Raw genomic sequence first — 21,804 nt, 5'->3', positions numbered from 1 at the left:
AGGCATTGTTCATCTTGTTCCAAACGGAGCCCTCGGATGGCCCTGCCCGCCCAGCAATTGCAATATGACGATGCCCTTCTCGATGCCTATTCGGCGACGGTCGCCGATGCCGTCGACCGCATCGGGCCCGCCGTCTGCCGCATCGAGCGCATCGGTGGCCCGGGCGGCCATGGCTCCGGCTTCGTCATCGCGCAGGACGGGCTGGTCGTCACCAACTTCCACGTCGTCGGCGATGCGCGCAGCGTGCGCGTGTCAATGCCGGACGGCGCCTCCAGGGAAGGCCGCGTGCTCGGCCGCGATCCCGACACCGACATTGCGCTGGTGCGCGCCGACGGCAACTTTGCCGATGTTGCGCCGCTTGGCGATTCCAAGCGTTTGAGGCGCGGCCAGATTGCAATTGCCATCGGCAATCCGCTCGGCTTCGAATGGACCGTCACCACTGGCGTCGTCTCGGCACTCGGCCGCTCGATGCGCGCCTCCACCGGCCGGCTGATCGACGACGTCATCCAGACCGACGCCGCGCTCAACCCCGGCAATTCCGGCGGCCCGCTGGTGTCCTCGGCCGGCGAGGTGATCGGCGTTAACACCGCGATGATCCACGGTGCGCAAGGCATCGCCTTCGCGGTTGCCTCCAACACCGCCAATTTCGTCATCTCGGAAATCATCCGCTTCGGCCGTGTGCGCCGTGCCTTCATCGGCGTTTCCGCCGACACCACCAACCTGCCGCGCCGCGCAGCTCTTTTGTCGCAAGTATCGAGCAGCACGGCGGTGCGCCTGCGCACCGTCGAAAAGAACAGCCCGGCGGCCAAAGCCGGCCTCAGGGAAGGCGACATTATTGCCGCCATCGACGGCCGCCCGGTCACCGGCGTCGACGATCTGGTGCGCATGCTCGACGCCGAGCGAATCGGCCGCGAGACACTGTGCACGGTGGTGCGCCGCTCCGGCATTACTCAGGTCACCGTGATGCCGTTGGCGCGGGCGAGTTAGCGCGCCGCAGCACCCTGCGCATATTGCGCCATAAATTCTGGGCTCGGCGGGATCGGCCTGATCACGTCGATCAGCACGCCGTTGGGATCCCTGGTGATGAAATGGCGCTGGCCGAAGGGTTCGTCGCGTAGCGTTCGCAGGATCGGCAGGCCAACGGCGGTGATCCGCTCATAGATGACATCCGGATCCCTGACCTCGAAATTGATCAGCAGGCCAGATGTGCGGCCCCGCCCTTCCTCCGGGATCGTCTCATGATCGCCCTGGACGATGCCGAGGTTGACGCGACGGTCTTCGGCCGAGCGCAGATGCACGTACCAGTCGGCCTCAAACAGCGGCTTGAAGCCGAAATGCGCAACATAAAAGGCTGCCGTGCCGGCAACGTCGCTCGTCATCAGCACCGGATAATAGCTCGTCGTCCTCATCTTTCCTTCTCCCGGCAAATAACATACAGTCTGCAGGTAAATGGAATTAACATACAGGCTGCATGTATGCAACAAGGATCCGCTCGTCGCTCCAACCGTGATCGCACCGCCGCGACACGCGCCGAGCTCATCGCCGCGGCTCGCAAACTGTTCACCGAAAAGTCCTATGCCGAGACCGGCACACCCGAGATCGCCGCCGCTGCCGGCGTCACGCGCGGCGCGCTCTATCATCACTTTGCCGACAAGCAGGCGTTGTTTGCCGCTGTGGTCGAACAGGAGGCGCAAGCCGTCTCGGAAGAGATCGAACGCGCGTCGCCGCCTTCGCTATTTGCCCGCGATGCGCTGATTGCCGGCTCGGATGCCTATCTGGCTGCCATGCGTGCGCCCGGCCGTACGCGGCTCTTGCTGCTTGACGGCCCGGCCGTGCTCGGCCGCGCCGCCATGGATGCGATCGACAATCGCCATGGCAACCGTTCGCTGCGCGAAGGCCTTGTTACCGCGATGCGCTCGCACTCCATGACGAGACTGCCTGTGGAAGCACTGACCGCGGTGCTCGCAGCCGCCTTCGACCGCGCAGCGCTCGCCATCGAAACTGGAGCATCGATCGAGGACTATCGCGCCGTTCTCATGGCGCTGATCGACGGCCTGTCTCCGGCTCCTCCTCAGGTATCTCACCCGGTTCGAACTCGTTGAAACAGCCTAGCTGGCGCTTGAACTGGTCGATCAGCCAGGCGGCCGCCGGTTTCGGGCTGCGATCGGCGCGGTGCATGGCATAGAGCGGCGAGCGGACTTCGCTGTAAGGCTCGAGATCGAGTTCGACGAGCCGGCCGGTCGCCAGATCATCGGCAATCAGCCATCGCGGCAGCCCGCCCCAGCCCAGCCCCTCGCGCATCAGCACGTGCTTGGTGCGCACATCCGTCAGCCGCCAGGTGCGGTAGGCGAAGACGCCATAGTCACGCCCGCGCGTACGCTCGGACTGGTCCGAGACGACCAGTTGGATGTGTTCGCGGACATCCTCTAGCGCCACTGGTCTAGGCAGCAGCGCCAGGGGGTGATCAGGCGCTGCGGCTGGCACCAGGGAGAAGAAGCCGATGCGAAGCAGATTCACGTCCGTCTCACCCAGAAGCCCCCCGATGCCGAGATCGGCCTGTCCGCCGACAACATGATCGAGGATAAGGCCAAGCGAGCCGATATGCAGACGCAGCGTCACGGCCGGGAACTGCGCCTCGAATGCCTTTAGCACCCGAACCAGCACCGGCGACGGTAGCGTCACGTCGACCGACAGCGTAACTTCCGCCTCCAATCCCTGCCGGTATCCGTCGACACGCGAGCGGATGCGTTGCAGCACGCCGACCATGCGCCGCGCATCTTCCAGCGTCGCCTTGCCGACATCGGTCAGTTGCGGTTCACGCGTGCCCTCGCGCTCGAACAGCTTCAGCCCGAGCTGCGCTTCGAGGTTGGCGATGGCGTAGCTGATCACCGATTGCGCGCGATTCAATTTGCGCCCGGCGGCCGAGAAGCTGCCGGTCTCGGCCACCGCAACCAGGATCTGCAGTTGGTCAAGCGTCGGGTTCGGTTGCATCGTTCAATCCACATTTTAGATGGATAATATACAAAATATACCAGTTTTTCAAATGGGTCTGCGCACACATATCTGCCGGGAGATTTTGATCCAACCCTGGAGACCCCATTATGTCCATCCTTCTTGTCACATCGAGCCCGCGCGGCGCTGCCTCACACTCGACCCGTATTGCTACTGAATTCGCCGAAAAGCTTGTTGCCGCCGATCCGTCGAACACGCTTGTCGTGCGCGACCTCGTCGCCAATCCGTTGCCGCACATCGATGCCGATTATGCGACCGGCATCTACACGCCGGCCGAAGCGCGCACCTCACGCCAGGCTGAAGTCGTTGGCGTTTCCGATGTCGTTCTGGATGAACTGTTCGCGGCCGATACGGTGATTCTCGCCACCGGCTTCATCAACTTCAACATCTCCTCGACGCTGAAGTCCTGGGTCGATCACATTGCCCGTTCCGGCAAGAGCTTTGCCTATGGCGAGAACGGCCCCAAGGGCCTCGTCACCGGCAAGAAGGTCTATATCGTGCTGGCTTCGGGCGGCATCTATTCCGAAGGTGCGGCCGTGCAGTTCGATCACGCCATTCCCTACCTGCGCAGTGTGCTTGGCTTCCTCGGCATGACCGATGTCGAGGTCATCCGCATCGAAGGAGTCGGCATGGGCGCCGATGCGGTGGCAGCAGCGCTGGCCAAGGCCTCGACCAAGGTCGACGCCATTGTGGCCGCGACCGGTAATGCCGAGCGCGTCGCCACCGCGGCGTAAAGCGTCAGGATCGTCTGAATTGTACAAGGGCAGGCGCCCGGCGCCTGCCCTTGTTGTCGTTGGCGACAACCTATTGTGGTGGGCCACACAACCGCCATTGGTTATTCCGCTTGTCTGCGCTATCGGTCGCGGATGTTCCTTTCCGTTGCCACAACGCATCGTCCGGCCACCGATCTCGGCTTCTTGCTGCACAAGCATCCGGATCGCCTGCACGAGACCGACCTGTCTTTCGGCAAGGCGTGGCTGTTCTATCCCGAGGCAACCGAAGACCGTTGCGAGGCTGCACTCCTGCTCGATGTCGATCCTGTGGGACTGGTGCGGGGCAAGGGCCAGGCAGAAGGCCTGCTTGACCAATATGTGAACGACCGGCCTTACGCAGCATCATCCTTCCTGTCGGTGGCGCTGAATAAAATGCTGCGGACGGCGATGACCGGTATATCGAAGGAGCGCCAGGAACTGGCCGACAGCGAACTGCCGCTGGAAGCCGTGGTTACGCCACTGCCAATGCGCGGCGGTGAGGTTCTGGTTCGAAGTTTGTTCGAACCCTTGGGCTGGACAGTCGATCTGACGCCAATCGAAGGAATCGGGGGTGTTGCAGGCGAGCCCCGATACGGCCATCTGAAGCTGACCGGCACGGGCCGGCTCAGCGCCTTGTTGAACTACCTCTACGTGCTGATCCCGGTGATGGACGATGCCAAGCATTATTGGGTCGGCGAAGCAGAGATCGACAAGCTGCTGTCCAAAGGCGAAGGCTGGCTGGAAAATCATCCGGCCAAAGACCTGATCGTGCGCCGCTATCTGGGCAATCGCAGGGCCTTGACCCGCATCGCCCTGGAGCGGCTGGCTCCCGAGACGTCTGGCGAGGCACGACCTGCCGAGTTGCGCGCCACGCCCGAGGAAGCGCTTGAGACGCCTATCCGGCTCAACGATCTGCGCATGGACGCAGTTGTCCACGCCATTCGGGCGACGGGAGGAACCACGGTTGCGGATCTGGGATGCGGTGAAGGTAAGCTGCTCGACAGGCTGGTGCGCGAGCGATGGATCCACAAGCTGTTCGGTCTGGATCCGGCGGCGCGCGAACTGGAATGGGCCGCAAAGCGTCTCAAGCTGAACGAATTAGGCGGGCCGCCCGAGGCCCGGGTCACGCTGCTGCATGGATCGCTGACCTACCGGGACAGCCGTTGGGCCGCAGCCGACGTCGCCGTTCTGGTCGAGGTCATCGAGCATCTCGACGAGGACAGGCTGCCCCTGGTCGAACGCATCGTTTTCGGTGAGACGGCGCCCAAATCCGTCATCGTGACCACTCCGAATGCGGACTACAACGCTCTGTTTCCAAGACTGGTCCCTGGCGCATTTCGCCATCCCGATCACCGTTTCGAATGGAGCCGGGCTCAGTTCCAAGCCTGGGCGGCCAAAATCACCGAGATCTATGGCTATGCAGCCACCTTCAGCGGTATCGGAGCCGAGGACCCGACCCTCGGCGCCCCCACACAGATGGCGGTGTTCACCCGATGAGAGAACCCGATAAGACCAACCTCACCATTCCTGACTTCGCCCTCGTCGTGCTGATCGGCTCGACCGGATCGGGCAAGTCGACTTTCGCCGCCAAGCATTTCCTGACGACCGAGATTATCTCCTCGGACCAGTGCCGGGCGCTGATCTCCGACGACGAAACCGACCAGGACGTCTCTGCGGATGCCTTCGACCTGGTTCGCGAAATAGCCGGCAAGCGGCTCAAACACCGCAGGCTGGCCGTCATCGACGCCACCAATGTGCGAGCCGCCGACCGCAAGGCCTGGATTGAGCTGGCGCGCAAGTGGCACGCTTTGCCGGTCGCCGTGGTCCTCGATCCAGGCGTCGAGGTGTGCGTCGCACGCAATGCGGTGCGAGCCGACCGGCCGTTCGGCGCCGGGGTCGCCCAGCGCATGACAACCGAGATCCGCAAGGGTCTTGGCGGCCTCCAACGCGAGGGCTTCCGCCAAGTCTGGAAGCTTACCAGCGAGGCCAGCATCGACGCGGCCGAGGTGTCGCGACAGCCGCTGTGGACCGATAAGCGCGACGACCATGGCCCGTTCGATATCATTGGCGACATCCACGGCTGTTCGGATGAGCTTCATATCCTGCTCGCTCGATTGGGCTACAGCATCGTCTGGTCTGAGCATCAGGGCGACCGAACGGTCACCGTGGTTCCACCAGAGGGCCGCAAGATCGTCTTTGTCGGCGACCTCGTCGATCGCGGCCCCAACTCGCCCAACGTACTCCGCATTGCCATGAGCATGGTCGCGGCTGGAACGGCTTACTGTGTCCAGGGCAACCATGAACGCAAACTCAGCCGCTGGCTAGAAGGCCGCAAGGTCACGGTCGCTCACGGCCTCCAGCAGACTGTCGATCAGCTAAATGCACAGGACCGAGGCCTGCGCGAGGCGCTGCCGGCCTTTCTCGACGGCCTGCGCAGCCATGTCTGGCTCGATGGCGGAGGCCTCGCCGTCGCCCATGCCGGCCTCAAGGAAGAGATGATCGGACGCGGTTCCGGCGCTGTGCGCGAGTTCGCTCTGTACGGCGAGACCACAGGCGAGACCGACGAGTTCGGGCTGCCCGTCCGTGCCGACTGGGCTGCGGCCTATCGTGGCAAGACGGCCATTATCTATGGACATACGCCCACGCTATCGGCCGAATGGGTCAACAACACCCTGTGCATCGACACCGGATGCGTATTTGGCGGCAAGCTGACGGCCTTGCGCTGGCCGGAACGCGAACTGGTCGAGGTGTCGGCAATCGAGACCTGGTCGGAGCCGATACGTCCGCTGGGCGGGTCCGGTCCCGGTAAATCGGCACAGGCCGACGCCGACGGCGTGCTCGATTATCAGGATGTCTCCGGTCGCCGTTGGATCGAGACCGGACTGAGGGGCCGGATTGTCGTGGCCGAGGAGAACGCGTCGGCAGCACTGGAGGTGATGAGCCGCTTCGCGCTCTCGCCGCAATGGCTGATCTATCTGCCGCCGACCATGTCGCCGTCCGAGACCAGCAGCCAGGACGGCTGGCTGGAACGTCCGGAGGATGCCTTCGCTTACTTCCGCGAGCGCGGCGTTGCGCAGATCGTGTGCGAGGAGAAGCACATGGGTTCGCGGGCAGTGATCGCGCTCTGCCGGAACGCGCAGGCGGCACGCAGCCGCTTCGGGGTCCCTGGCGACGAAACCGGCGCAATCTGGACCCGCACCGGACGCTCCTTTTTCAATGACACTGCCATGACGGAGGACCTGCTCGCCCGTCTTCGCACCGAGGTCGACGCGGCGGATCTGTGGAAGGAATTGAACAGCGACTGGCTGCTGCTGGACGCCGAGATAATGCCTTGGTCGGCCAAGGCCGGCAGTCTGATCGAAAGCCAGTATGCGCCTGTGGCCACATCCTCTGCCGCCGGTCTCAAGGCCAGCAGCGAGGCGCTGGCCCGTGCGATGGCGCGCGGCGTCGATGCAGCCGGCCTGAACGCACGCCTTGAAGACCGGGCCGTCCGCGCAGCCAAATACGCCACCGCCTGGGCACCCTACGTATGGCCAGTTTCGGGCGTCGAGGACCTTAAGGCCGCGCCTTTCCACCTGCTGGCCAGCGAGGGACGTGTTTGGTTTGACCAGGACCATGTCTGGCACATGTCGCTCGCGGACCGTCTGGCTGCCCGTGGCGGCGTGGTCACGCCGACTCGATGGCGTATGGTTGATCTGGCCGACGGCAGCGCGTGTGCCGAGGCCGTCGCCTGGTGGGAAGCGCTGACTGGCTCAGGCGGCGAAGGCATGGTGGTCAAACCATGCGACTTCGTCAGCCGTGGCAAGAAGGGGCTCATCCAGCCGGCGCTGAAGGTCCGCGGCCCGGAATATTTGCGCATCATCTATGGTCCCGAATATGACGCGCCCGACAATCTCGTCCGCCTCCGAGAACGCGGCCTGGCCGGCAAGCGCAGCCTGGCGCTCAGAGAGTTCGCGCTTGGCCACGAAGCGCTAACGCGATTTGTCGCCAAGCAGCCGCTACGCCGGGTTCACGAGTGTGTCTTCGCCGTGCTGGCGTTGGAAAGCGAGCCAATCGACCCAAGGCTGTAGTAGCCGATCTATCCGAAGATCTTCTCGCCTTGCTCGTCGACCAGTTGGATGCCCTTTTTGATCGAGATGTCGACAGCGTCATCAAGCCCGGCAAAGCGGTCGGCGCGGATGAATTTGTGCTCCTTCATCACGCCGTCGATCTCCTTCGAAACCACGCCGCAGGTCTGGTACTGGCCCTCCGCCTTGTAGGGCGTGGCGCTGATCAAAAATCCCTTGTGCTCGATCTGCTTTGCCGGCGCCGCTGTCTTTGGCTCGGCGGCTTCGTTGCCTCCGCCGAAAAGACGCTTCAGAAAAGACATGGGGTATCCTCCAACGGCAATCATCCTGCACCACATAGCGCGGTGCAGGATGATTTTCAGTACCGGTCCTTGGCCGAGCGGGCAAGGGCCGCAGCTGGCTTGGCACTCAGAGGTCAGTCGCGCGACAACGCTTCCAACGCCTCTGCGGCAGCTTCCAATATGCTGATTGCCTCGGCCTGCTTTGCTTCAGGCGCATCGACGATTTCGCCGAGCGCGGCGCGCAGCCGGTGGCGCACGGCGCGAAACTCGTCGCGCTTTTCCGAGCGGCCGCGGCCGCGCCGGCCACCGTCGCCGTCATCGTTCCAGCCGAACCAGTCGCGCGCCTTCGCCATCTTGCGGCCGAAGCGCTCGAGATGTTCGAGCACGTGGTCGATCATCTCGCGATTTTCGTTGAGGTGCGCCTGCCCAGTCTCGGTGATTGAAAACACCTTCTTGTTGCCTTCCGCCGTAGAAACGGCGTAGCCGGCCTCTTCCAGGAAGGTCAGCGTCGGGTAGACCACGCCGGGGCTCGGGCTGTAGAAGCCGCTGGTGCGCTCCTCCAGCGCCTTGATGATGTCATAGCCGTGCCGCGGCGCCTCGGCCAGCAGCGACAGCGTGATCAGCTTGAGATCGCCGTCGGCCAGCATGCGCCCGGCGCGGAACATGTCGCCCGGCCCGCCGCGTCCGCCGCCTCTCATGCCATGCCCGAACGGACCAAAGCCGCCGCGCCCACCGAACTTGCCGGCCATATGCATGAAAACGCGCTCGGCGTGTTCGCCAAAACGATGATGCCCGAAATGATTGTCTTTGTGCATTGTCTGCTCCTTGAGTTATGTCTTACGATATATCTCAACTAAGTGCCCGCCACGGTCGAGTCAAGATATATCTTACTTACGATGTATCTGAAAATGGCACCAGCAGGATTGATTTCGCCAGCGAGGGCAGCTAGAGGGTGCATGAGGGCCGAAGGCCGCTCCGTAAGCGTCTGTGAAGCAACGCATCCACCCCGGTCGTTCCGGGCAGTTACGTCGACAATACCGGCGAATGGATGCAAGGCGACGAACCGGATGCTTCAGGGAAATCCAAATGACCATGAAAACCCCCCGCAGCAAGCTGCCTGCGCGCTATGCCGCCGTGCTCGGCCCGCTGGTGCTGTCGTTGCTGATGACGTTCATCGTGTCGTTCATCTCGACACTGAAAAGCCTTGGCTTCCAGCCCGACATGCTGGCCACTTGGCTGACGGCTTGGGGCCTGTCCTGGCTGGTGGCCTTTCCGACGCTGCTGCTGGTGCTGCCGGCGGTGCGCCGTATCGTTGGCTGGCTTTGCGAGCCCGTGGCTCGATAGCAGGGCACGCGAAAGGCCTGGAAACAATCTCCGGACCTTTCGGTGCGGAGCGAATAATACCCGTTACCAGCGGCCTTTGCGCCGGTTCCAGGCATAGAGCAGATCGGCAAAGCGATCATAGCCATAGCGCGTCAACGGCAGTGCGCCGGGATTGCCGAACAGCGTTGCGAGCCAGCCTTCGCCGGGCGTCGTCCGCCATACAGCAATGGCAACATCGGCGCCGGCCAGCAATTTGCCGTCGGCGTCGATCGCATGCAGCCGGCGCCGGATGTCCTCCAGCCCGATGCCGTATCCGGCCAGCGCCGCCGGTTCGGCATTGATGTCGCGAAATTCGATCCGCCCGGCCTTGACCGCCTCGATCAGCCGCCGCTTCTGCCGGCTGATACCGGCATCACAGACCGGACAGCGCGTATTATACCAGACGGTCAGCAGAGGCTTGCTCATCTTTCGAAACGGCACCAGAGGACACGCACGGATTATCCGAGAAATGCCGTTGCGCCGCAACGTGACACGATACCGGCGGAATGGCCGGTTTCGCTGATCCAGGTCGCCCAAAGGGTACGCAGCGGTTTTACGATAACGACATGCATAAAAAGAAGAGCTTAAGCGCGTCGCAAAGGCCGTTCAGCGCGACGCGCTTCAGGCGCCGCGGCTCAGCCGAGCGAGGTGATGATCTCGCGATAGGCATCCTCCGGGAAAGCCTTGAGCGTCCGAGTCCTGACGTTGCCAGCCGTCGCCAGCATTAACGAGAAACGAGCCAGGACGGCATCGTCGGGCGCTTCGAGCACGGCCACCATGTCGCAATCCCCCATGGTGAGATAAAATGCCTTGAAGGACCCGCCCATGTCTCCCAGCAGCTTCTTGGCGGCATCGAGCCGCTTCGGCGATTCGCGCACGTTTTTGGCGCCTTGCTCCGTCCAGTTGATCAGCACGATGTAAGTTGTCATGCCACACCTCCCTCCGGTGCCACGGAGCACGGCGTCCAACTGCCGGGGCGGGCATCCGGGTTTGTCGCCCAGAGAATGCGTCCGTCGCGGAATTATCCTCTCGTAGGGCACGACACGCAAGAGCGGCGCGTTCAATCGTGATCGCCTGTGCCCAAACGGAAAAGGGCGCCACCGGCGCCCTTGAAACTGCTTATCCGTCACCCGGCCTCAGCTGTCGAGGAAGCTTCTGAGCTTGCGCGACCGGCTCGGGTGCTTGAGCTTGCGCAGCGCCTTGGCTTCGATCTGGCGGATGCGCTCGCGGGTGACCGAGAACTGCTGGCCGACCTCTTCAAGCGTGTGGTCGGTGTTCATGCCGATGCCGAAGCGCATTCTGAGCACGCGCTCTTCGCGCGGCGTCAGCGAGGCCAATACGCGCGTCGTCGTCTCGCGCAAATTGGCCTGGATCGCCGCGTCGATCGGCAGGATCGCCATCTTGTCCTCGATGAAGTCGCCAAGATGCGAATCCTCCTCGTCGCCGACCGGCGTTTCGAGCGAGATCGGCTCCTTGGCGATCTTCAGCACCTTGCGCACTTTTTCCAGCGGCATGGCGAGCTTTTCCGCCAGTTCTTCCGGCGTCGGCTCACGGCCGATCTCATGCAGCATCTGGCGCGAGGTGCGCACGATCTTGTTGATCGTTTCGATCATGTGCACCGGAATGCGGATGGTGCGCGCCTGGTCGGCGATCGAACGGGTGATCGCCTGCCGGATCCACCATGTCGCGTAGGTCGAGAACTTGTAGCCGCGGCGGTATTCGAATTTGTCGACCGCCTTCATCAGGCCGATATTGCCTTCCTGGATCAGGTCGAGGAACTGCAGGCCGCGATTGGTGTATTTCTTGGCGATGGAGATGACGAGGCGCAGATTGGCCTCGACCATTTCCTTCTTGGCGATCGCGGCTTCGCGCTCGCCCTTCTGCACCTGGTTGACGATCTTGCGGAATTCCTGGATCGAAATCGCCGTCTCGGTGGCGAGGTTCTGGATCTCGGCGCGCAGGTCGCGGATGGCGTCCTTCTCGTTCTTGGTGAATTCCTTCCAGCCGCGCGAAGTCAAATTGCCGATCGAGCGCGTCCAGTTCGGATCGAGCTCCGAGCCCTGATATTCCTTGAGGAATTCCTCGCGGCGCACGCCATAGCTTTCGGCCAGCCTGAGCAGCTTGCCTTCGTTCTGCACCAGGCGCTTGTTGATGTCGTAGAGCTGCTCGACCAGCGCCTCGATGCGCGCCGTGTTCAAGGACAGCGACTTCACCGCCTTGATCAGCTGGTCCTTCAATTCCTTCAGCCGGCGGTCCTGGCTGGGCGACAGCGTGCCCGCGGCAGCCAGCCGGTTCTCGACCTGCTGGTCCTGCAGCTTGCGCAGTTTCTTGTAGGTGTCGGCAATGACGTCGAGCGTCTCCATCACCTGCGGGCGCAGTTCCGCTTCCATGGCCGCCAGCGACAGGCTCGCCTCGTCATCGTCTTCCTCGTCGTCGTCCACCAGGCCACGGGTGTCGCCGCCGACATTGGTGATGTCGTCCTCGTCCTCGCGCGAACGGCGCGACTTTTCCTCGGTCTTGGCTTCCTCGATACGCTCGACAACCGGCGCCTGCTTGGCCTCCGGCCCGGCATAGGTCGCCTCGAGGTCGATGATCTCGCGCAGCAGGATCTTCGATTCGTTGAGCTCGTCACGCCAGATGATGATGGCCTGGAAAGTCAGCGGGCTTTCGCAAAGGCCCGCGATCATCGTCTCGCGGCCGGCCTCGATGCGCTTGGCGATCGCGATTTCGCCCTCGCGCGACAGAAGCTCGACTGAGCCCATCTCGCGCAGATACATGCGGACCGGATCGTCGGTTCGGTCGGTCGGCTCTTTCTTGGTCGTGGTGGCGGCGACGGCAGTGCCGGTCTGCTCGGCCAGCTCGTTGGCGTCTTCCTCGGCGTCAGCGGCGGTATCGGCGGCTTCGGGCTCCTCGCCCTGCTCGTCGTCCTCGACCACGTTGATGCCCATGTCGGAAAGCATGGCCATCGTGTCCTCGATCTGCTCGGAGGTCACTTCCTCCGAGGGCAGCACCGAATTCAGCTCGTCCATGGTGACATAACCGCGCTTCTTGGCGGCCTTGATCATCTTCTTGACAGCATCGTCGGAAAGGTCGAGCAGAGGGCCATCGGTCGCGGCCTCGCGTTCGGTCTCGACTTCTTCCTTTTCTTTTGTCGCCATAGTCTTTATTTTCTCCAAGCGGCTGAGTATCAAAGCCGCGTAAGCTGCCGGTCCGGTCAAATTGGATGCGCTCCTTCCAGAACGCGCTTTACCGGGCCAGTAACTGCATCTCTCGTTAAGTCCAGATTAACCCTGATATCTGTGGCAAGCTGACTGCCTGTCCAGTGATCAGTACCTTACATCGCTGCATTCCCGTCGATGCCGGGGCGGGTTAACGTTTCGAATCGACCTGATTCCGCCATTCTGCCGGAAGGTCAAGCGCCTCTCGCATGATTCGCATGAAAAAAGCGAATCAATTACCCGACTTAGAGCACCGCACGCTTGATTCAACGCGCAAGCACGTCCTTACATTTCAGTCTTCTGGAGGCTTCGATCTAAACGCGCCCAGCTCTGCCCGACGATACGCCAAACCCTTCGATCAGCGCTTCCGTTGCCTGCACATCGCGAAATTGCGCCTGGATTTCGACCAGGTGCCGGTAATTTTCGTCCGTGGGATCGCTGGCGAGCGCTGCTTCCGCCTGCTTCAGCTCCTTATGTAAGGTGCGCGCGCTGCGCTGCAAGTGGAGAGCTTGGCTGAACGCATCGCGAGCATCGTCGAGTGCTGCCGTTTCCAGCGCCGGCCATTGCCGCGCACGTTTGATCAGCGCCACCGCGCGCTGCCAGATCTCACCGCAGCCGGCCCGCTCGATCGTCGCGATTACAGCCTCGCGGTTGTTGGCCATATCGTGCGCCATGGCGTCGAGGATGGCCGCATGCAGCCGCTTCAGATCGGAATTGGCGAGATCGAGGAACTCGACATGGGCGAAATTCTCGTCGATCAGCACGGGATGGTTGACGAGGGCCGCAATGATCGTCGCCTCGCGCACCGACATGCCCTCGCCGCCGCGTTTGACCAGCGCCGAGCGGCCGAGGCTTTCGGTGATCGCGGTGCGCCCACCGGCATTGCCGCCACGTGCAAACTGTCCGCCGGGTGCTGAGACCCTGCCCGGGAAGCGCTCACCTGGCCGTCCGTCCTGACGTCCCTGGCGTCCGCGCTGGGCACCGAAGAAGCTCTGCACGCGCTCGCGCATTTCCTGTTGGTAGTGATAGCGAAGGCTCTCGTCGCGGATGCGGCTGGTCAGTTCGCGTAGCGTCTTTTCGAGCTCCGCCCGCCGTTCCGGCGTGTCGAAGATGCCGCCGGCGGTCTCGCGCATCCACAAGAGGTCGGCCAGCGGCCGTGCCTCGGAAAGCACGGCGCGGAACGCATCCGGCCCGTCACCCTTGACCAGATCGTCGGGATCCTTGCCCTCCGGCAGCAGGGCGAAGCGCACGGAGCGGCCTGCCTGGACCGCCGGCAGCGCCATGTCGGCGGCGCGCCACGCTGCCTTCAACCCGGCCTGGTCGCCGTCGAAGCACAGCACCGGCTCGCCAGCCATGCGCCATAGAAGTTCGAGCTGGTTTTCAGTCAACGCGGTGCCGAGCGGCGCCACCACGTTTTCGAAGCCGGCCTGCGCCAGCGCGATCACATCCATGTAGCCTTCGACGGCAATGACGGTGCCGGCCTTGGCCAGCGTCCCCTTTCCCAGTGCTTGCCGCGCACGGGCGAAATTGTAGAGCACGTTGCCCTTGTGGAAGAGCTCCGTATCGGGCGAGTTCATATATTTGGCCAGCGCATCCGGCGCCAGTGCCCGCCCTCCGAAGGCGATGATCTTGCCCCTGGAATCCGGGATCGGGAACATGACGCGGTCGCGGAACCAATCGTAGGAAACCGGGACGTCGTCGCCATGGCGCACCAGCCCGCACGCCTCGATGTCGGCCTTGGGGACACCCCTGGCGGCAAGATGCTCCTTCAGCGCATTGCGGCTGTCGGGGGCATAGCCGAGGCGGAAAGACTGCTGCGTCGCCGGTGTCAGCCCTCGGTCGCGCAGATAGGCGCGGGCCTTTGCCCCTTCCGGTCCCTGCAGCCGTTCCTGGAAGAACGCCGTCGCCATCTCCATGACGTCAGTCAGGCTGGCGCGTTCCTTTTCGCGCCGCTCCTCCTGGGCATCGCGAACCGGCATCGGCACGCCGGCCATGTCGGCGATCTTCTCGACCGCTTCAGGAAAGCTCATCCCGTCAAGTTCGGTCAGGAACTTGAAATGGTCGCCCGAAACCGAGCAGCCGAAGCAATGGTAGCGGCCCTTCTTGTCCTCGCAGTGGAAGGACGGGCTCTTCTCGCCATGGAAGGGACAGCACGCCCAATAGTCGCCGCGCGGCGCGTTAGTCTTCTTCCTGTCCCACGCGACGCGCTGGCCGATCACCGAAGAAATCGGCACGCGGTCGCGGATCTCGTCGAGGAAAGCAGGCGGAAAGCGCATGGGGGACAGCTCGTTTAGCCTCCATATAATCACACGGTCGAAGCCCGACGACTCCTAATGGCGATCATACCCGGTTTTCACAGGCCAAAAAGAGAAGGCGGCCCGCGGGCCGCCTTCTCGATCTAAACCGACGCAGCGCGGTCAGCCGTTCCGGGCTCACTGCGCGGCGATGGCGCCGAAGATCAGGCCGGAGAGAACGCTGACCAGCAGATAGTCGTTGCCGACCCGGATCCATTCCTGCCCGGGACCCGGACGGCGCAGGCCATAGTGGCGATAGTCGCGGATCGGCTGGTGACGCTTCCAGCTGGAATATCTCTGGCCGTTGCGCCAATGGCTGCGCTTCACGACGATCTTTTTCTTCACTACGACGCGCTTGTTCACGTCGACATGCCTGCCGGGCCTTTGCCAGTCGACCTGGCTGTAGTTCGACTGCGACGCGTTTGGTGTGTTCAGAGGTGCAGTCTGGCCCTGCCAGGTGGTTGCAGCCAGCATCGAGAAGGCAATGGCGGAAAGAACGATACGTTTCATGGCGGGTACTCCTTGGTTGTCGATGCCTACGGAATAGAGCCGGGAGGATGAACCGAAACTGAACACCGAGATTACGTTTTCGTAATGATTTCCTACGTTTAGAACGACTAATTCAGCGTTACCTTTAAAGCGGGCGTCCGGGAATGGACGCATGACCCGCCGCAACTCCGCAGTCTATGCAACCATTTTGTCAGCCATCCATTTCCGACACGCTCCGTCGCGTGCCAACAGGCGTCGGAACCGGGCAAAATTTATTATTCGGCTAAAATAAATCGGAGTAATATCAACGTCTGCAATGTCCACGATTCGCGCCCACTTTTGCACCCTTGACGTCACGGCGCCCGCGTCGCTGGCATCTGTTGGGTTGCGGGGTCGGGCATGAGTGGCTCTGTCGTTTTGCTGCACCTTGCCGGTGCGGTCGCATTGATGCTGTTTGCCACCCGTTTGGTGAAGACCGGCGTCGAGCGCGCCTATGGCGATGTGCTGCGCCACAAACTGCGCGCCACAATGCGCAATCCGTTCATGGCGGTTCTGGCCGGCTGCGGCCTGGCTGTCGCGCTGCAAAGCTCGACCGCCGTCACCTTGCTGGTCGGCTCATTCGCCGGCTCCGGTATTGTCAGCGGCATGTCGGGCCAGCTTGCGGTGCGCGGCGCCGAGATCGGCTCGGCACTGGTGGTCAAGCTGCTCACCTTCGATCTGTCGCTGCTGGTGCCGATCTGCTTGGTCGCCGGCACCGTCATGTTCATGGCCACCGAGCGGCGCGACTGGCGCCAGTTCGGCCGCATCCTGGTCGGCATCGGCCTGCTGCTTCTGTCGCTGGAGATGATCGGCCAGGCGTCGGAGCCACTGCGCCAGAGCACGCTGATGCCGCTCATCGTCGATTACTTCTCCGGCGATCCGGTCACCGCCTATCTTCTGGCGGCGTTGGTCACCTGGCTGTTCCATTCCTCGATCGCCGCGGTGCTGCTGATGGTGACGCTGGCCGGCCGCGGCTTCATCCCGCCCGAACTCGGCATCGTGCTGGTGCTCGGTGTCAATCTCGGCTCTTCGATCATCGCGCCGCTTCTAACCCGCAACGCAGAGCCCGGCGTTCGTATCGTGCCGATCGGCAATCTCCTGATGCGCGGCATGGGTTCGCTGATCATGCTGATCCTGTTCCTGACGTTCAAACCGCCGGTCGCCTTCTTGGGCAGCACGGTGCCCGAGCAGATCGTCAATGCCCACATTGTCTTCAACATCCTGATCCTGATCGCCGGCCTACCGCTGGCGAGCCTGGTCTATCGCGCCTCGGAAAGGATCGTGGCGTTGGGCACCAAGCCCCAGGCCGCCAACGCGCTCGACGTCGTCGAGCTTTCGGCGCTCAACGAAAGTGCGCTTGATGTGCCGAGCCAGGCAATGGCCAACGCCACCCGCGAGGTGGTGCGGGTCTGCGAAACGGTCGAGATCATGCTGAAACGGATCATCGAGCTCTATGAGAGCGCCGATGACGACAAGATCGGCGCGCTGGCCGCACTCGACGACCGTGTCGACAGGAAGCACGCTGCGATCAAGCTCTATCTGGCCAGGGTCACCAAGAACCCGTTGAGCGAGGACGAGGCGCTGCGTTGCCAGGAGCTGATCGGCGCCTGCGTCAAGCTGGAGCAGGTCGGCGACATCATCGTGCGCAATATGCTGGTCCACGTGAAGAAGAAATTCGAGCGTGGGCTGGAGTTCACGCCGGAAGGCTGGCGCGAGCTTTGCGCCTTCCATGCCTTGGTGCTTGCCAATGCCAGGCTTGCCTTCAACGTGCTGGTGTCCCGCGATCCGGAGACCGCTCGCCAGTTGGTGCTGGAAAAGGACCGGCTGCGCGACCGCGAGAAGGAAACCAGCCAGAGCCATTTCGTGCGGCTGCGCGACGGCACCCCCAAGAGCGTCGAGACCAGTTCGATCCATCTCGACACCATTCGCGACCTCAAGCAGATCAACTCGCTGCTCGCCTCGATGGCCTATCCCGTACTTGAAGAGCGCGGCCTGCTCACCGGTTCGCGGCTGAAGGCCGGATAGATTGCAACCACAGGCCGGGTAGCTTCAGAACATCGCCTAGAAAATTGCTGTTGGCCAATGCGCAAAAAATTATCTTTGCGCCACCTCCTGTCTGTCGGCTAAAGATCGCCGCATCTACCGGAAGGAAAGTCGATGGACACCCATTCCCGCAGCTTCGCCAAAGCGCTTTCCTGGCGCGTCACCGGCACCATCGACACGATGATCATTTCGCTCGTCGTGACCGGAAGCATCAAGCTCGCCGCGGCCATCGGCCTGACCGAGGTCGTCACCAAGTCGCTGCTCTACTATCTTCACGAGCGAGCGTGGCTGAAAATTCCTTATGGAAGGAAGGCAGCCGCCTAGCTCTTGCCTCCGCGGCGGGCGCCTGACCGGCGATCAAGAAAAGCTAAAGCGGCGTCGACAATTTCTGGATTGCCCACTGCCCTCATCCGTGGTTTGAGGCGACCTTATCCGAGGATCGCCTTTCCGCCATGCTCCCCCTCATTGCCCTGTTCATTGCCGCCTTTGCCTTCGGCACCACCGAATTCGTCATCGCCGGCGTGCTGCCGCAGGTGGCGGAGGGCCTTGGCGTCGCGATCCCGACCGCCGGCTATCTCGTTTCCGGCTATGCCGGCGGCATTGCAGTCGGCGGCCCGCTGCTGGCGCTCGCCACCAAAAGGTTCTCCCGCAAGGCCCTGCTGCTTGGACTGACTGCAGCCTTCACCATCGGCCAGGCCGCCTGCGCGCTGGCGCCCGACTTCGCTTCGATGCTGCTGTTGCGGATAGCGGTGGCCGTGGCGCATGGCGCCTATTTCGGCGTTGCCATGGTGGTGGCCGTCGGCCTCGTGCGCGAAGACCAGCGCGGCATGGCGGTGGCGCTGATCCTGTCCGGCCTCACCGTATCGAACGTAATCGGCGTTCCGGCCGGCACGGCAATCGGCAACATCTGGGGATGGCGTGCGACATTCTGGGTGATGTGCGCGCTCGGTGTGGTGGCCTTCACGGCAATCGGCGCCCTGCTGCCGCGCAAGACGGGATCGTCGAGCCCGTCGGCGAGCCTTGGAAGCGAGGTCCGCGTGCTCGCACGCCAGCAGGTCTGGACCTCGCTCATTATTATGCTGATGCTGATGATCGGCCAGTTCGGCCTGTTCACCTACATCACGCCGACGCTGCTTGAGGTCACAGGCCTCGACGAGAAATGGATACCTTGGGTGCTCCTGCTCAATGGGGTCGGCGCAACGATCGGCGTCTTCGTCGGCGGGCGGCTCGCCGACTGGAAGCTGATGCCGTCGCTCATCGCCATGCTTTTCCTGCAGGCGGCAATGCTCGCCTTGATCTACGCTGTCAGCCCTTACCCGCTGCCGATGGTGATAGCGATCTTCGTCTGGGGCGGCCTCAACTTTGCCATCGGCACGCCGATCCAGACCCGCATCCTGACCTGGACCGCGGACGCCTCCAACCTTGCCTCGTCGCTCATCCCGTCGGGCTTCAATGTCGGCATCGCGCTCGCCGCATCGCTCGGCGCGGCGATGCTCAATGCCGGCTATGGCTATCGCAGCCTGCCGGTGGTTGGCGCGATCGCCATGCTGGTCGCGGTCGCGGTTGCGCTTGCCTCGCATGTCTGGGAATGGCGAAGCCGGGCTGCGCCGCCGCTGCCGGCTGCCGCCGAATAGGGCTACAGATCGATCCGGTAGCGCAGGCTTTCCGCGCCGCCATAGGCGGCGTCCTCGAAGAAACGCCCGACGAGCCGGCCGCCATTGGCCAGAACGACCATCTGCGAGGGCACATTGTGAGGCTTGCAGGTGATTTCGACGAAGGGCAGGCCAACCGCCCTCGCCTCCACCAGCATCAGCCGCAGCGCCTCGGTCGCATAGCCGCGTCCCCGTTTCCACGGCACCACCGCATAGCCGATGTGGCCGAGCACATGCGACGGCAGCGCCGCGGTGCCGTGCTGCCAGCGCAGGCCGATTGAGCCTGCGACTTCCCCGTCCCAGATCCAGCGCCGGAATCCGGGCAGCCGCGGCACCGTCGAACCGTCGGGCAATGTGATCGGCGGTCCCTTGCCATCGGAATCGTCGAGATCACCAAGGAAAGTCGCTGGATCCTTTTCGATAGCCGCAAGCTGCTCGCGCGTCGCGTCGAGCAGCCGCACATTGTCCGGCGACCAGCCGCGCTCGAGGGCCGCCTTGTAGGACGGCAGGTGTTCAAGCGCCGGTTTGACGAGTTCGATCACGGGCGCGAGCTTTTGGCTGCCGGGATTGCGGGCGCGACGGCAAGGGCCTTCGGCAGCTTACTGAAGCAGGCTCTTGACGATGCCGCTCGCCTTGGAAAAATCCATCTGACCGGCGTATTTCTCCTTGAGCGCCGCCATCACCTTGCCCATATCCTTGACGCCGCTAGCGCCGGTCTCGGCGATGGCGGAACGGACGGCGCTTTCCGTCTCGGCCTGACCCAGTTGCGTCGGCAGGAAGTCGCGGATGATGGCCATCTCGTCGCGCTCCTGCGCTGCAAGCTCCGGCCGCTTGCCGTCATCGAACGCCTTGGCCGATTCTTCGCGCTGCTTCACCATCTTGGCCAGGATCTGCAGGATTTCGTCGTCGCTGGCCGGCTCCTTGCCGGCGCCGCGATTGGCGATGTCGCGATCATGAATGGCCGCCTGGATCAGCCGCAATGTCGGCAGCCGGCGCTTGTCCTGCGCCTTCATCGCACTCTTCAGGGATTCGGCGATTTTGCCTCGCATAGTGCTTTCTCCTTCGAATGCCGCGGACAATAGTCGTGCCGATAGCTCAAGGCAAACTCGATAGCGTCCGGCAAACCGCTGATGTTATTCGACGAAATAAATCTAGGCTCGCACGGCGCGGCATCATTGACCGCCTTGGCGCCTTCCCCTATGTACTGGGCCTTGCATGAATTGAATTCTAGTGCACGTCGCCCAAAAATGCGTAGCGGTTTTGGGCAACGACAGGCACAAGTGAAAACTTAGCGCGCCGAGGCTGTGAGATCGCCGCTTCGCGCCTTTTGCTGCGCCGACTGAGGGCGCAACCTTTAGGAGTGCCGCCATGGCAACGATGACAGCCGCGTCGACCCCCCCTTGGGCCAGCGAGAGGCCGACAGCCCTGCTGGTGCTGGCCGACGGCACTGTCATAGAGGGCCGCGGTCTGGGCGCCACCGGCTCCGCCGTCGCCGAGGTCTGCTTCAACACCGCGCTGACCGGCTACCAGGAGATACTCACCGACCCATCCTATGCCGGCCAGATCGTCACTTTCACCTTTCCGCATATCGGCAATATCGGCACCAATGACGAAGACATCGAGGACCTCAACCCGCTGGCCCGCGCCGGCGCCGTCGGCGCCGTGTTCAAGGCCGATGTCACCAACCCGTCGAATTACCGCGCCGGAACCGGTCTCGACCAGTGGCTGAAGAAGCGCGGCATCGTCGCACTTTCAGGCATCGACACGCGGGCACTGACCGCGCTGATCCGCGAAAAGGGCATGCCCAATGCCGTCATCGCGCACGCGCCCGACGGTATCTTCGACGTCGATGACCTCAAGCGCCGCGCCGCCGCATGGTCAGGGCTTATCGGGCTTGATCTCGCCAAGGAGGTGACCTCCGGCCAGTCCTCGGTCTGGCGCGAGACGCCCTGGGTCTGGAACGAGGGCTTTGGCGAACAGGCTGATCCGTCGATGCACGTCGTTGCCGTCGACTACGGCGTCAAGCGCAACATATTGCGCCTGCTGGCCGGCCTCGGCGCCAAGGTCACTGTGGTGCCGGCAAAAACCGGCGCCGAGGAGATCCTGGCGATGCGGCCCGACGGCATTTTTCTATCCAACGGCCCTGGCGATCCGGAAGCCACCGGCGACTACGCCGTTCCGGTCATCCAGGATCTGTTGAAGACCGAAATCCCGCTTTTCGGCATCTGCCTCGGCCACCAGATGCTGGCGCTGGCGCTGGGCGGCAAGACCGCAAAAATGCATCAGGGCCACCACGGCGCCAATCATCCCGTCAAGGACCACACCACCGGCAAGGTCGAGATCGTCTCGATGAACCATGGCTTTGCCGTCGACGCCGACTCATTGCCGAGCGGCGTCGAGGAAACGCATGTCTCGCTGTTCGACGGTTCGAATTGCGGCCTTGCGCTCACCGGCAGGCCGGTCTTCTCGGTCCAGCATCATCCCGAAGCCTCGCCCGGCCCGCAGGATTCGCACTATCTGTTTCGCCGCTTCGTCAATCTCATCCGCGAAAAGCGCGGCGAGCCGGCACTGGCCGAGCGTGTTTAGCGCATTGCG

21 protein-coding genes are annotated in these 21,804 nt (G+C 63.0%); 10 read left to right on the top strand and 11 right to left on the bottom strand.

The window, feature by feature from the left end:
- The first annotated feature begins 36 nt into the window (after positions 1 to 36).
- Positions 37 to 987 (top strand): S1C family serine protease, encoded by a 951-nt coding sequence (locus NKI97_RS27970; protein ID WP_023678284.1) that lies wholly within the window; start codon positions 37 to 39, stop codon positions 985 to 987.
- Here the strand turns inward: NKI97_RS27970 and NKI97_RS27965 are convergent.
- Positions 984 to 1,409, bottom strand: a complete 426-nt coding sequence (locus NKI97_RS27965; protein WP_352450728.1) for a VOC family protein — start codon at positions 1,407 to 1,409, stop codon at positions 984 to 986. The genes NKI97_RS27970 and NKI97_RS27965 overlap by 4 nt on opposite strands.
- 66 nt (positions 1,410 to 1,475) lie before the next feature.
- Here NKI97_RS27965 and NKI97_RS27960 point away from each other — a divergent pair, with 66 nt between their 5' ends.
- On the top strand, positions 1,476 to 2,102 hold the full coding sequence (locus tag NKI97_RS27960; RefSeq protein WP_352450727.1) for a TetR/AcrR family transcriptional regulator: 627 nt from the start codon (positions 1,476 to 1,478) through the stop codon (positions 2,100 to 2,102).
- On the opposite strand, the gene NKI97_RS27955 is transcribed toward NKI97_RS27960, so the two are convergent.
- The gene (locus tag NKI97_RS27955; RefSeq protein ID WP_352450726.1) at positions 2,035 to 2,991 is read right to left on the bottom strand and encodes a LysR family transcriptional regulator; all 957 of its coding nucleotides are present in this window, start codon (positions 2,989 to 2,991) and stop codon (positions 2,035 to 2,037) included. The two genes, NKI97_RS27960 and NKI97_RS27955, sit on opposite strands and share 68 nt — an antisense overlap.
- 110 nt (positions 2,992 to 3,101) lie before the next feature.
- Between NKI97_RS27955 and NKI97_RS27950 the strand changes: the two genes are divergently transcribed.
- The 3 genes from NKI97_RS27950 to NKI97_RS27940 all read left to right on the top strand — a co-directional run bounded on the left by NKI97_RS27950 (position 3,102) and on the right by NKI97_RS27940 (position 7,834).
- Positions 3,102 to 3,746: an FMN-dependent NADH-azoreductase gene (locus NKI97_RS27950; protein ID WP_023678288.1), complete on the top strand. Its 645-nt coding sequence runs from the start codon at positions 3,102 to 3,104 to the stop codon at positions 3,744 to 3,746.
- A 132-nt stretch (positions 3,747 to 3,878) separates the two neighbouring features.
- Positions 3,879 to 5,261 carry a 3' terminal RNA ribose 2'-O-methyltransferase Hen1 gene (locus tag NKI97_RS27945; RefSeq protein ID WP_352450725.1) on the top strand — a complete coding sequence of 461 codons (1,383 nt, stop codon included), beginning with the start codon at positions 3,879 to 3,881 and terminating at the stop codon, positions 5,259 to 5,261.
- Positions 5,258 to 7,834: a polynucleotide kinase-phosphatase gene (locus NKI97_RS27940; protein ID WP_352450724.1), complete on the top strand. Its 2,577-nt coding sequence runs from the start codon at positions 5,258 to 5,260 to the stop codon at positions 7,832 to 7,834. Before NKI97_RS27945 ends, NKI97_RS27940 begins: the two co-directional genes overlap by 4 nt.
- 8 nt (positions 7,835 to 7,842) lie before the next feature.
- Here the strand turns inward: NKI97_RS27940 and NKI97_RS27935 are convergent, their stop codons facing one another.
- Positions 7,843 to 8,133 carry an HlyU family transcriptional regulator gene (locus tag NKI97_RS27935; RefSeq protein WP_023678291.1) on the bottom strand — a complete coding sequence of 97 codons (291 nt, stop codon included), beginning with the start codon at positions 8,131 to 8,133 and terminating at the stop codon, positions 7,843 to 7,845.
- A gap of 113 nt (positions 8,134 to 8,246) precedes the next feature.
- Positions 8,247 to 8,927, bottom strand: a complete 681-nt coding sequence (locus NKI97_RS27930; RefSeq protein ID WP_352450723.1) for a PadR family transcriptional regulator — start codon at positions 8,925 to 8,927, stop codon at positions 8,247 to 8,249.
- A gap of 271 nt (positions 8,928 to 9,198) precedes the next feature.
- Here NKI97_RS27930 and NKI97_RS27925 point away from each other — a divergent pair, with 271 nt between their 5' ends.
- Positions 9,199 to 9,456 carry a DUF2798 domain-containing protein gene (locus tag NKI97_RS27925; RefSeq protein WP_031212108.1) on the top strand — a complete coding sequence of 86 codons (258 nt, stop codon included), beginning with the start codon at positions 9,199 to 9,201 and terminating at the stop codon, positions 9,454 to 9,456.
- 63 nt (positions 9,457 to 9,519) lie between these two features.
- Here the strand turns inward: NKI97_RS27925 and NKI97_RS27920 are convergent, their stop codons facing one another.
- The 5 genes from NKI97_RS27920 to NKI97_RS27900 all read right to left on the bottom strand — a co-directional run bounded on the left by NKI97_RS27920 (position 9,520) and on the right by NKI97_RS27900 (position 15,496).
- Positions 9,520 to 9,900: a thiol-disulfide oxidoreductase DCC family protein gene (locus NKI97_RS27920; RefSeq protein ID WP_352450721.1), complete on the bottom strand. Its 381-nt coding sequence runs from the start codon at positions 9,898 to 9,900 to the stop codon at positions 9,520 to 9,522.
- 209 nt (positions 9,901 to 10,109) lie between these two features.
- The gene (locus NKI97_RS27915) at positions 10,110 to 10,403 is read right to left on the bottom strand and encodes a GYD domain-containing protein (protein ID WP_352450720.1); all 294 of its coding nucleotides are present in this window, start codon (positions 10,401 to 10,403) and stop codon (positions 10,110 to 10,112) included.
- A gap of 207 nt (positions 10,404 to 10,610) precedes the next feature.
- Complete coding sequence (gene rpoD / locus NKI97_RS27910; protein WP_023678297.1) at positions 10,611 to 12,632, bottom strand: RNA polymerase sigma factor RpoD; 2,022 nt, start codon at positions 12,630 to 12,632, stop codon at positions 10,611 to 10,613.
- A gap of 374 nt (positions 12,633 to 13,006) precedes the next feature.
- Positions 13,007 to 14,968 (bottom strand): DNA primase, encoded by a 1,962-nt coding sequence (gene dnaG / locus NKI97_RS27905; RefSeq protein WP_352450719.1) that lies wholly within the window; start codon positions 14,966 to 14,968, stop codon positions 13,007 to 13,009.
- A 156-nt stretch (positions 14,969 to 15,124) separates the two neighbouring features.
- On the bottom strand, positions 15,125 to 15,496 hold the full coding sequence (locus NKI97_RS27900; protein ID WP_352450718.1) for an RcnB family protein: 372 nt from the start codon (positions 15,494 to 15,496) through the stop codon (positions 15,125 to 15,127).
- Between the two features lie 378 nt (positions 15,497 to 15,874).
- Here NKI97_RS27900 and NKI97_RS27895 point away from each other — a divergent pair, with 378 nt between their 5' ends.
- The 3 genes from NKI97_RS27895 (at position 15,875) to NKI97_RS27885 (ending at position 19,191) form a co-directional block, all read left to right on the top strand.
- Positions 15,875 to 17,539 carry a Na/Pi cotransporter family protein gene (locus tag NKI97_RS27895; protein WP_352450717.1) on the top strand — a complete coding sequence of 555 codons (1,665 nt, stop codon included), beginning with the start codon at positions 15,875 to 15,877 and terminating at the stop codon, positions 17,537 to 17,539.
- A gap of 132 nt (positions 17,540 to 17,671) precedes the next feature.
- Positions 17,672 to 17,881, top strand: a complete 210-nt coding sequence (locus NKI97_RS27890; RefSeq protein ID WP_023678301.1) for a DUF2061 domain-containing protein — start codon at positions 17,672 to 17,674, stop codon at positions 17,879 to 17,881.
- Between the two features lie 128 nt (positions 17,882 to 18,009).
- On the top strand, positions 18,010 to 19,191 hold the full coding sequence (locus NKI97_RS27885; RefSeq protein WP_352450716.1) for an MFS transporter: 1,182 nt from the start codon (positions 18,010 to 18,012) through the stop codon (positions 19,189 to 19,191).
- Positions 19,192 to 19,193: 2 nt separating this feature from the next.
- Here the strand turns inward: NKI97_RS27885 and NKI97_RS27880 are convergent, their stop codons facing one another.
- Together NKI97_RS27880 and NKI97_RS27875 are read right to left on the bottom strand one after the other, a co-directional pair.
- Complete coding sequence (locus NKI97_RS27880) at positions 19,194 to 19,751, bottom strand: GNAT family N-acetyltransferase (RefSeq protein WP_352450715.1); 558 nt, start codon at positions 19,749 to 19,751, stop codon at positions 19,194 to 19,196.
- A gap of 57 nt (positions 19,752 to 19,808) precedes the next feature.
- A complete protein-coding gene (locus NKI97_RS27875; protein WP_023678304.1) occupies positions 19,809 to 20,258 on the bottom strand; it encodes a GatB/YqeY domain-containing protein in 450 nt (149 codons plus the stop codon).
- 319 nt (positions 20,259 to 20,577) lie between these two features.
- On the opposite strand from NKI97_RS27875, the gene carA reads away from it, so the two are divergent.
- Positions 20,578 to 21,795, top strand: coding sequence for a glutamine-hydrolyzing carbamoyl-phosphate synthase small subunit (carA, locus tag NKI97_RS27870; RefSeq protein ID WP_352450714.1), 1,218 nt, complete (start codon positions 20,578 to 20,580; stop codon positions 21,793 to 21,795).
- Positions 21,796 to 21,804: the final 9 nt, after the last annotated feature.

Source organism: Mesorhizobium sp. M0296, assembly GCF_040321675.1.
Classification (GTDB): domain Bacteria; phylum Pseudomonadota; class Alphaproteobacteria; order Rhizobiales; family Rhizobiaceae; genus Mesorhizobium.
Note: the sequence above shows the minus strand (reverse complement) of the source record. Positions and strands in the feature narration are given on the sequence as shown.

Bases quoted from the DNA above. Each gene is read 5' to 3' on its own strand.
- NKI97_RS27970 (WP_023678284.1), top strand. From the start codon at position 37: ATGGCCCTGCCCGCCCAGCAATTGCAATATGACGATGCCCTTCTCGAT.
- NKI97_RS27965 (WP_352450728.1), bottom strand. From the start codon at position 1,409: ATGAGGACGACGAGCTATTATCCGGTGCTGATGACGAGCGACGTTGCC.
- NKI97_RS27960 (WP_352450727.1), top strand. From the start codon at position 1,476: ATGCAACAAGGATCCGCTCGTCGCTCCAACCGTGATCGCACCGCCGCG.
- NKI97_RS27955 (WP_352450726.1), bottom strand. From the start codon at position 2,991: ATGCAACCGAACCCGACGCTTGACCAACTGCAGATCCTGGTTGCGGTG.
- NKI97_RS27950 (WP_023678288.1), top strand. From the start codon at position 3,102: ATGTCCATCCTTCTTGTCACATCGAGCCCGCGCGGCGCTGCCTCACAC.
- NKI97_RS27945 (WP_352450725.1), top strand. From the start codon at position 3,879: ATGTTCCTTTCCGTTGCCACAACGCATCGTCCGGCCACCGATCTCGGC.
- NKI97_RS27940 (WP_352450724.1), top strand. From the start codon at position 5,258: ATGAGAGAACCCGATAAGACCAACCTCACCATTCCTGACTTCGCCCTC.
- NKI97_RS27935 (WP_023678291.1), bottom strand. From the start codon at position 8,133: ATGTCTTTTCTGAAGCGTCTTTTCGGCGGAGGCAACGAAGCCGCCGAG.
- NKI97_RS27930 (WP_352450723.1), bottom strand. From the start codon at position 8,927: ATGCACAAAGACAATCATTTCGGGCATCATCGTTTTGGCGAACACGCC.
- NKI97_RS27925 (WP_031212108.1), top strand. From the start codon at position 9,199: ATGACCATGAAAACCCCCCGCAGCAAGCTGCCTGCGCGCTATGCCGCC.
- NKI97_RS27920 (WP_352450721.1), bottom strand. From the start codon at position 9,900: ATGAGCAAGCCTCTGCTGACCGTCTGGTATAATACGCGCTGTCCGGTC.
- NKI97_RS27915 (WP_352450720.1), bottom strand. From the start codon at position 10,403: ATGACAACTTACATCGTGCTGATCAACTGGACGGAGCAAGGCGCCAAA.
- rpoD (WP_023678297.1), bottom strand. From the start codon at position 12,632: ATGGCGACAAAAGAAAAGGAAGAAGTCGAGACCGAACGCGAGGCCGCG.
- dnaG (WP_352450719.1), bottom strand. From the start codon at position 14,968: ATGCGCTTTCCGCCTGCTTTCCTCGACGAGATCCGCGACCGCGTGCCG.
- NKI97_RS27900 (WP_352450718.1), bottom strand. From the start codon at position 15,496: ATGAAACGTATCGTTCTTTCCGCCATTGCCTTCTCGATGCTGGCTGCA.
- NKI97_RS27895 (WP_352450717.1), top strand. From the start codon at position 15,875: ATGAGTGGCTCTGTCGTTTTGCTGCACCTTGCCGGTGCGGTCGCATTG.
- NKI97_RS27890 (WP_023678301.1), top strand. From the start codon at position 17,672: ATGGACACCCATTCCCGCAGCTTCGCCAAAGCGCTTTCCTGGCGCGTC.
- NKI97_RS27885 (WP_352450716.1), top strand. From the start codon at position 18,010: ATGCTCCCCCTCATTGCCCTGTTCATTGCCGCCTTTGCCTTCGGCACC.
- NKI97_RS27875 (WP_023678304.1), bottom strand. From the start codon at position 20,258: ATGCGAGGCAAAATCGCCGAATCCCTGAAGAGTGCGATGAAGGCGCAG.
- carA (WP_352450714.1), top strand. From the start codon at position 20,578: ATGGCAACGATGACAGCCGCGTCGACCCCCCCTTGGGCCAGCGAGAGG.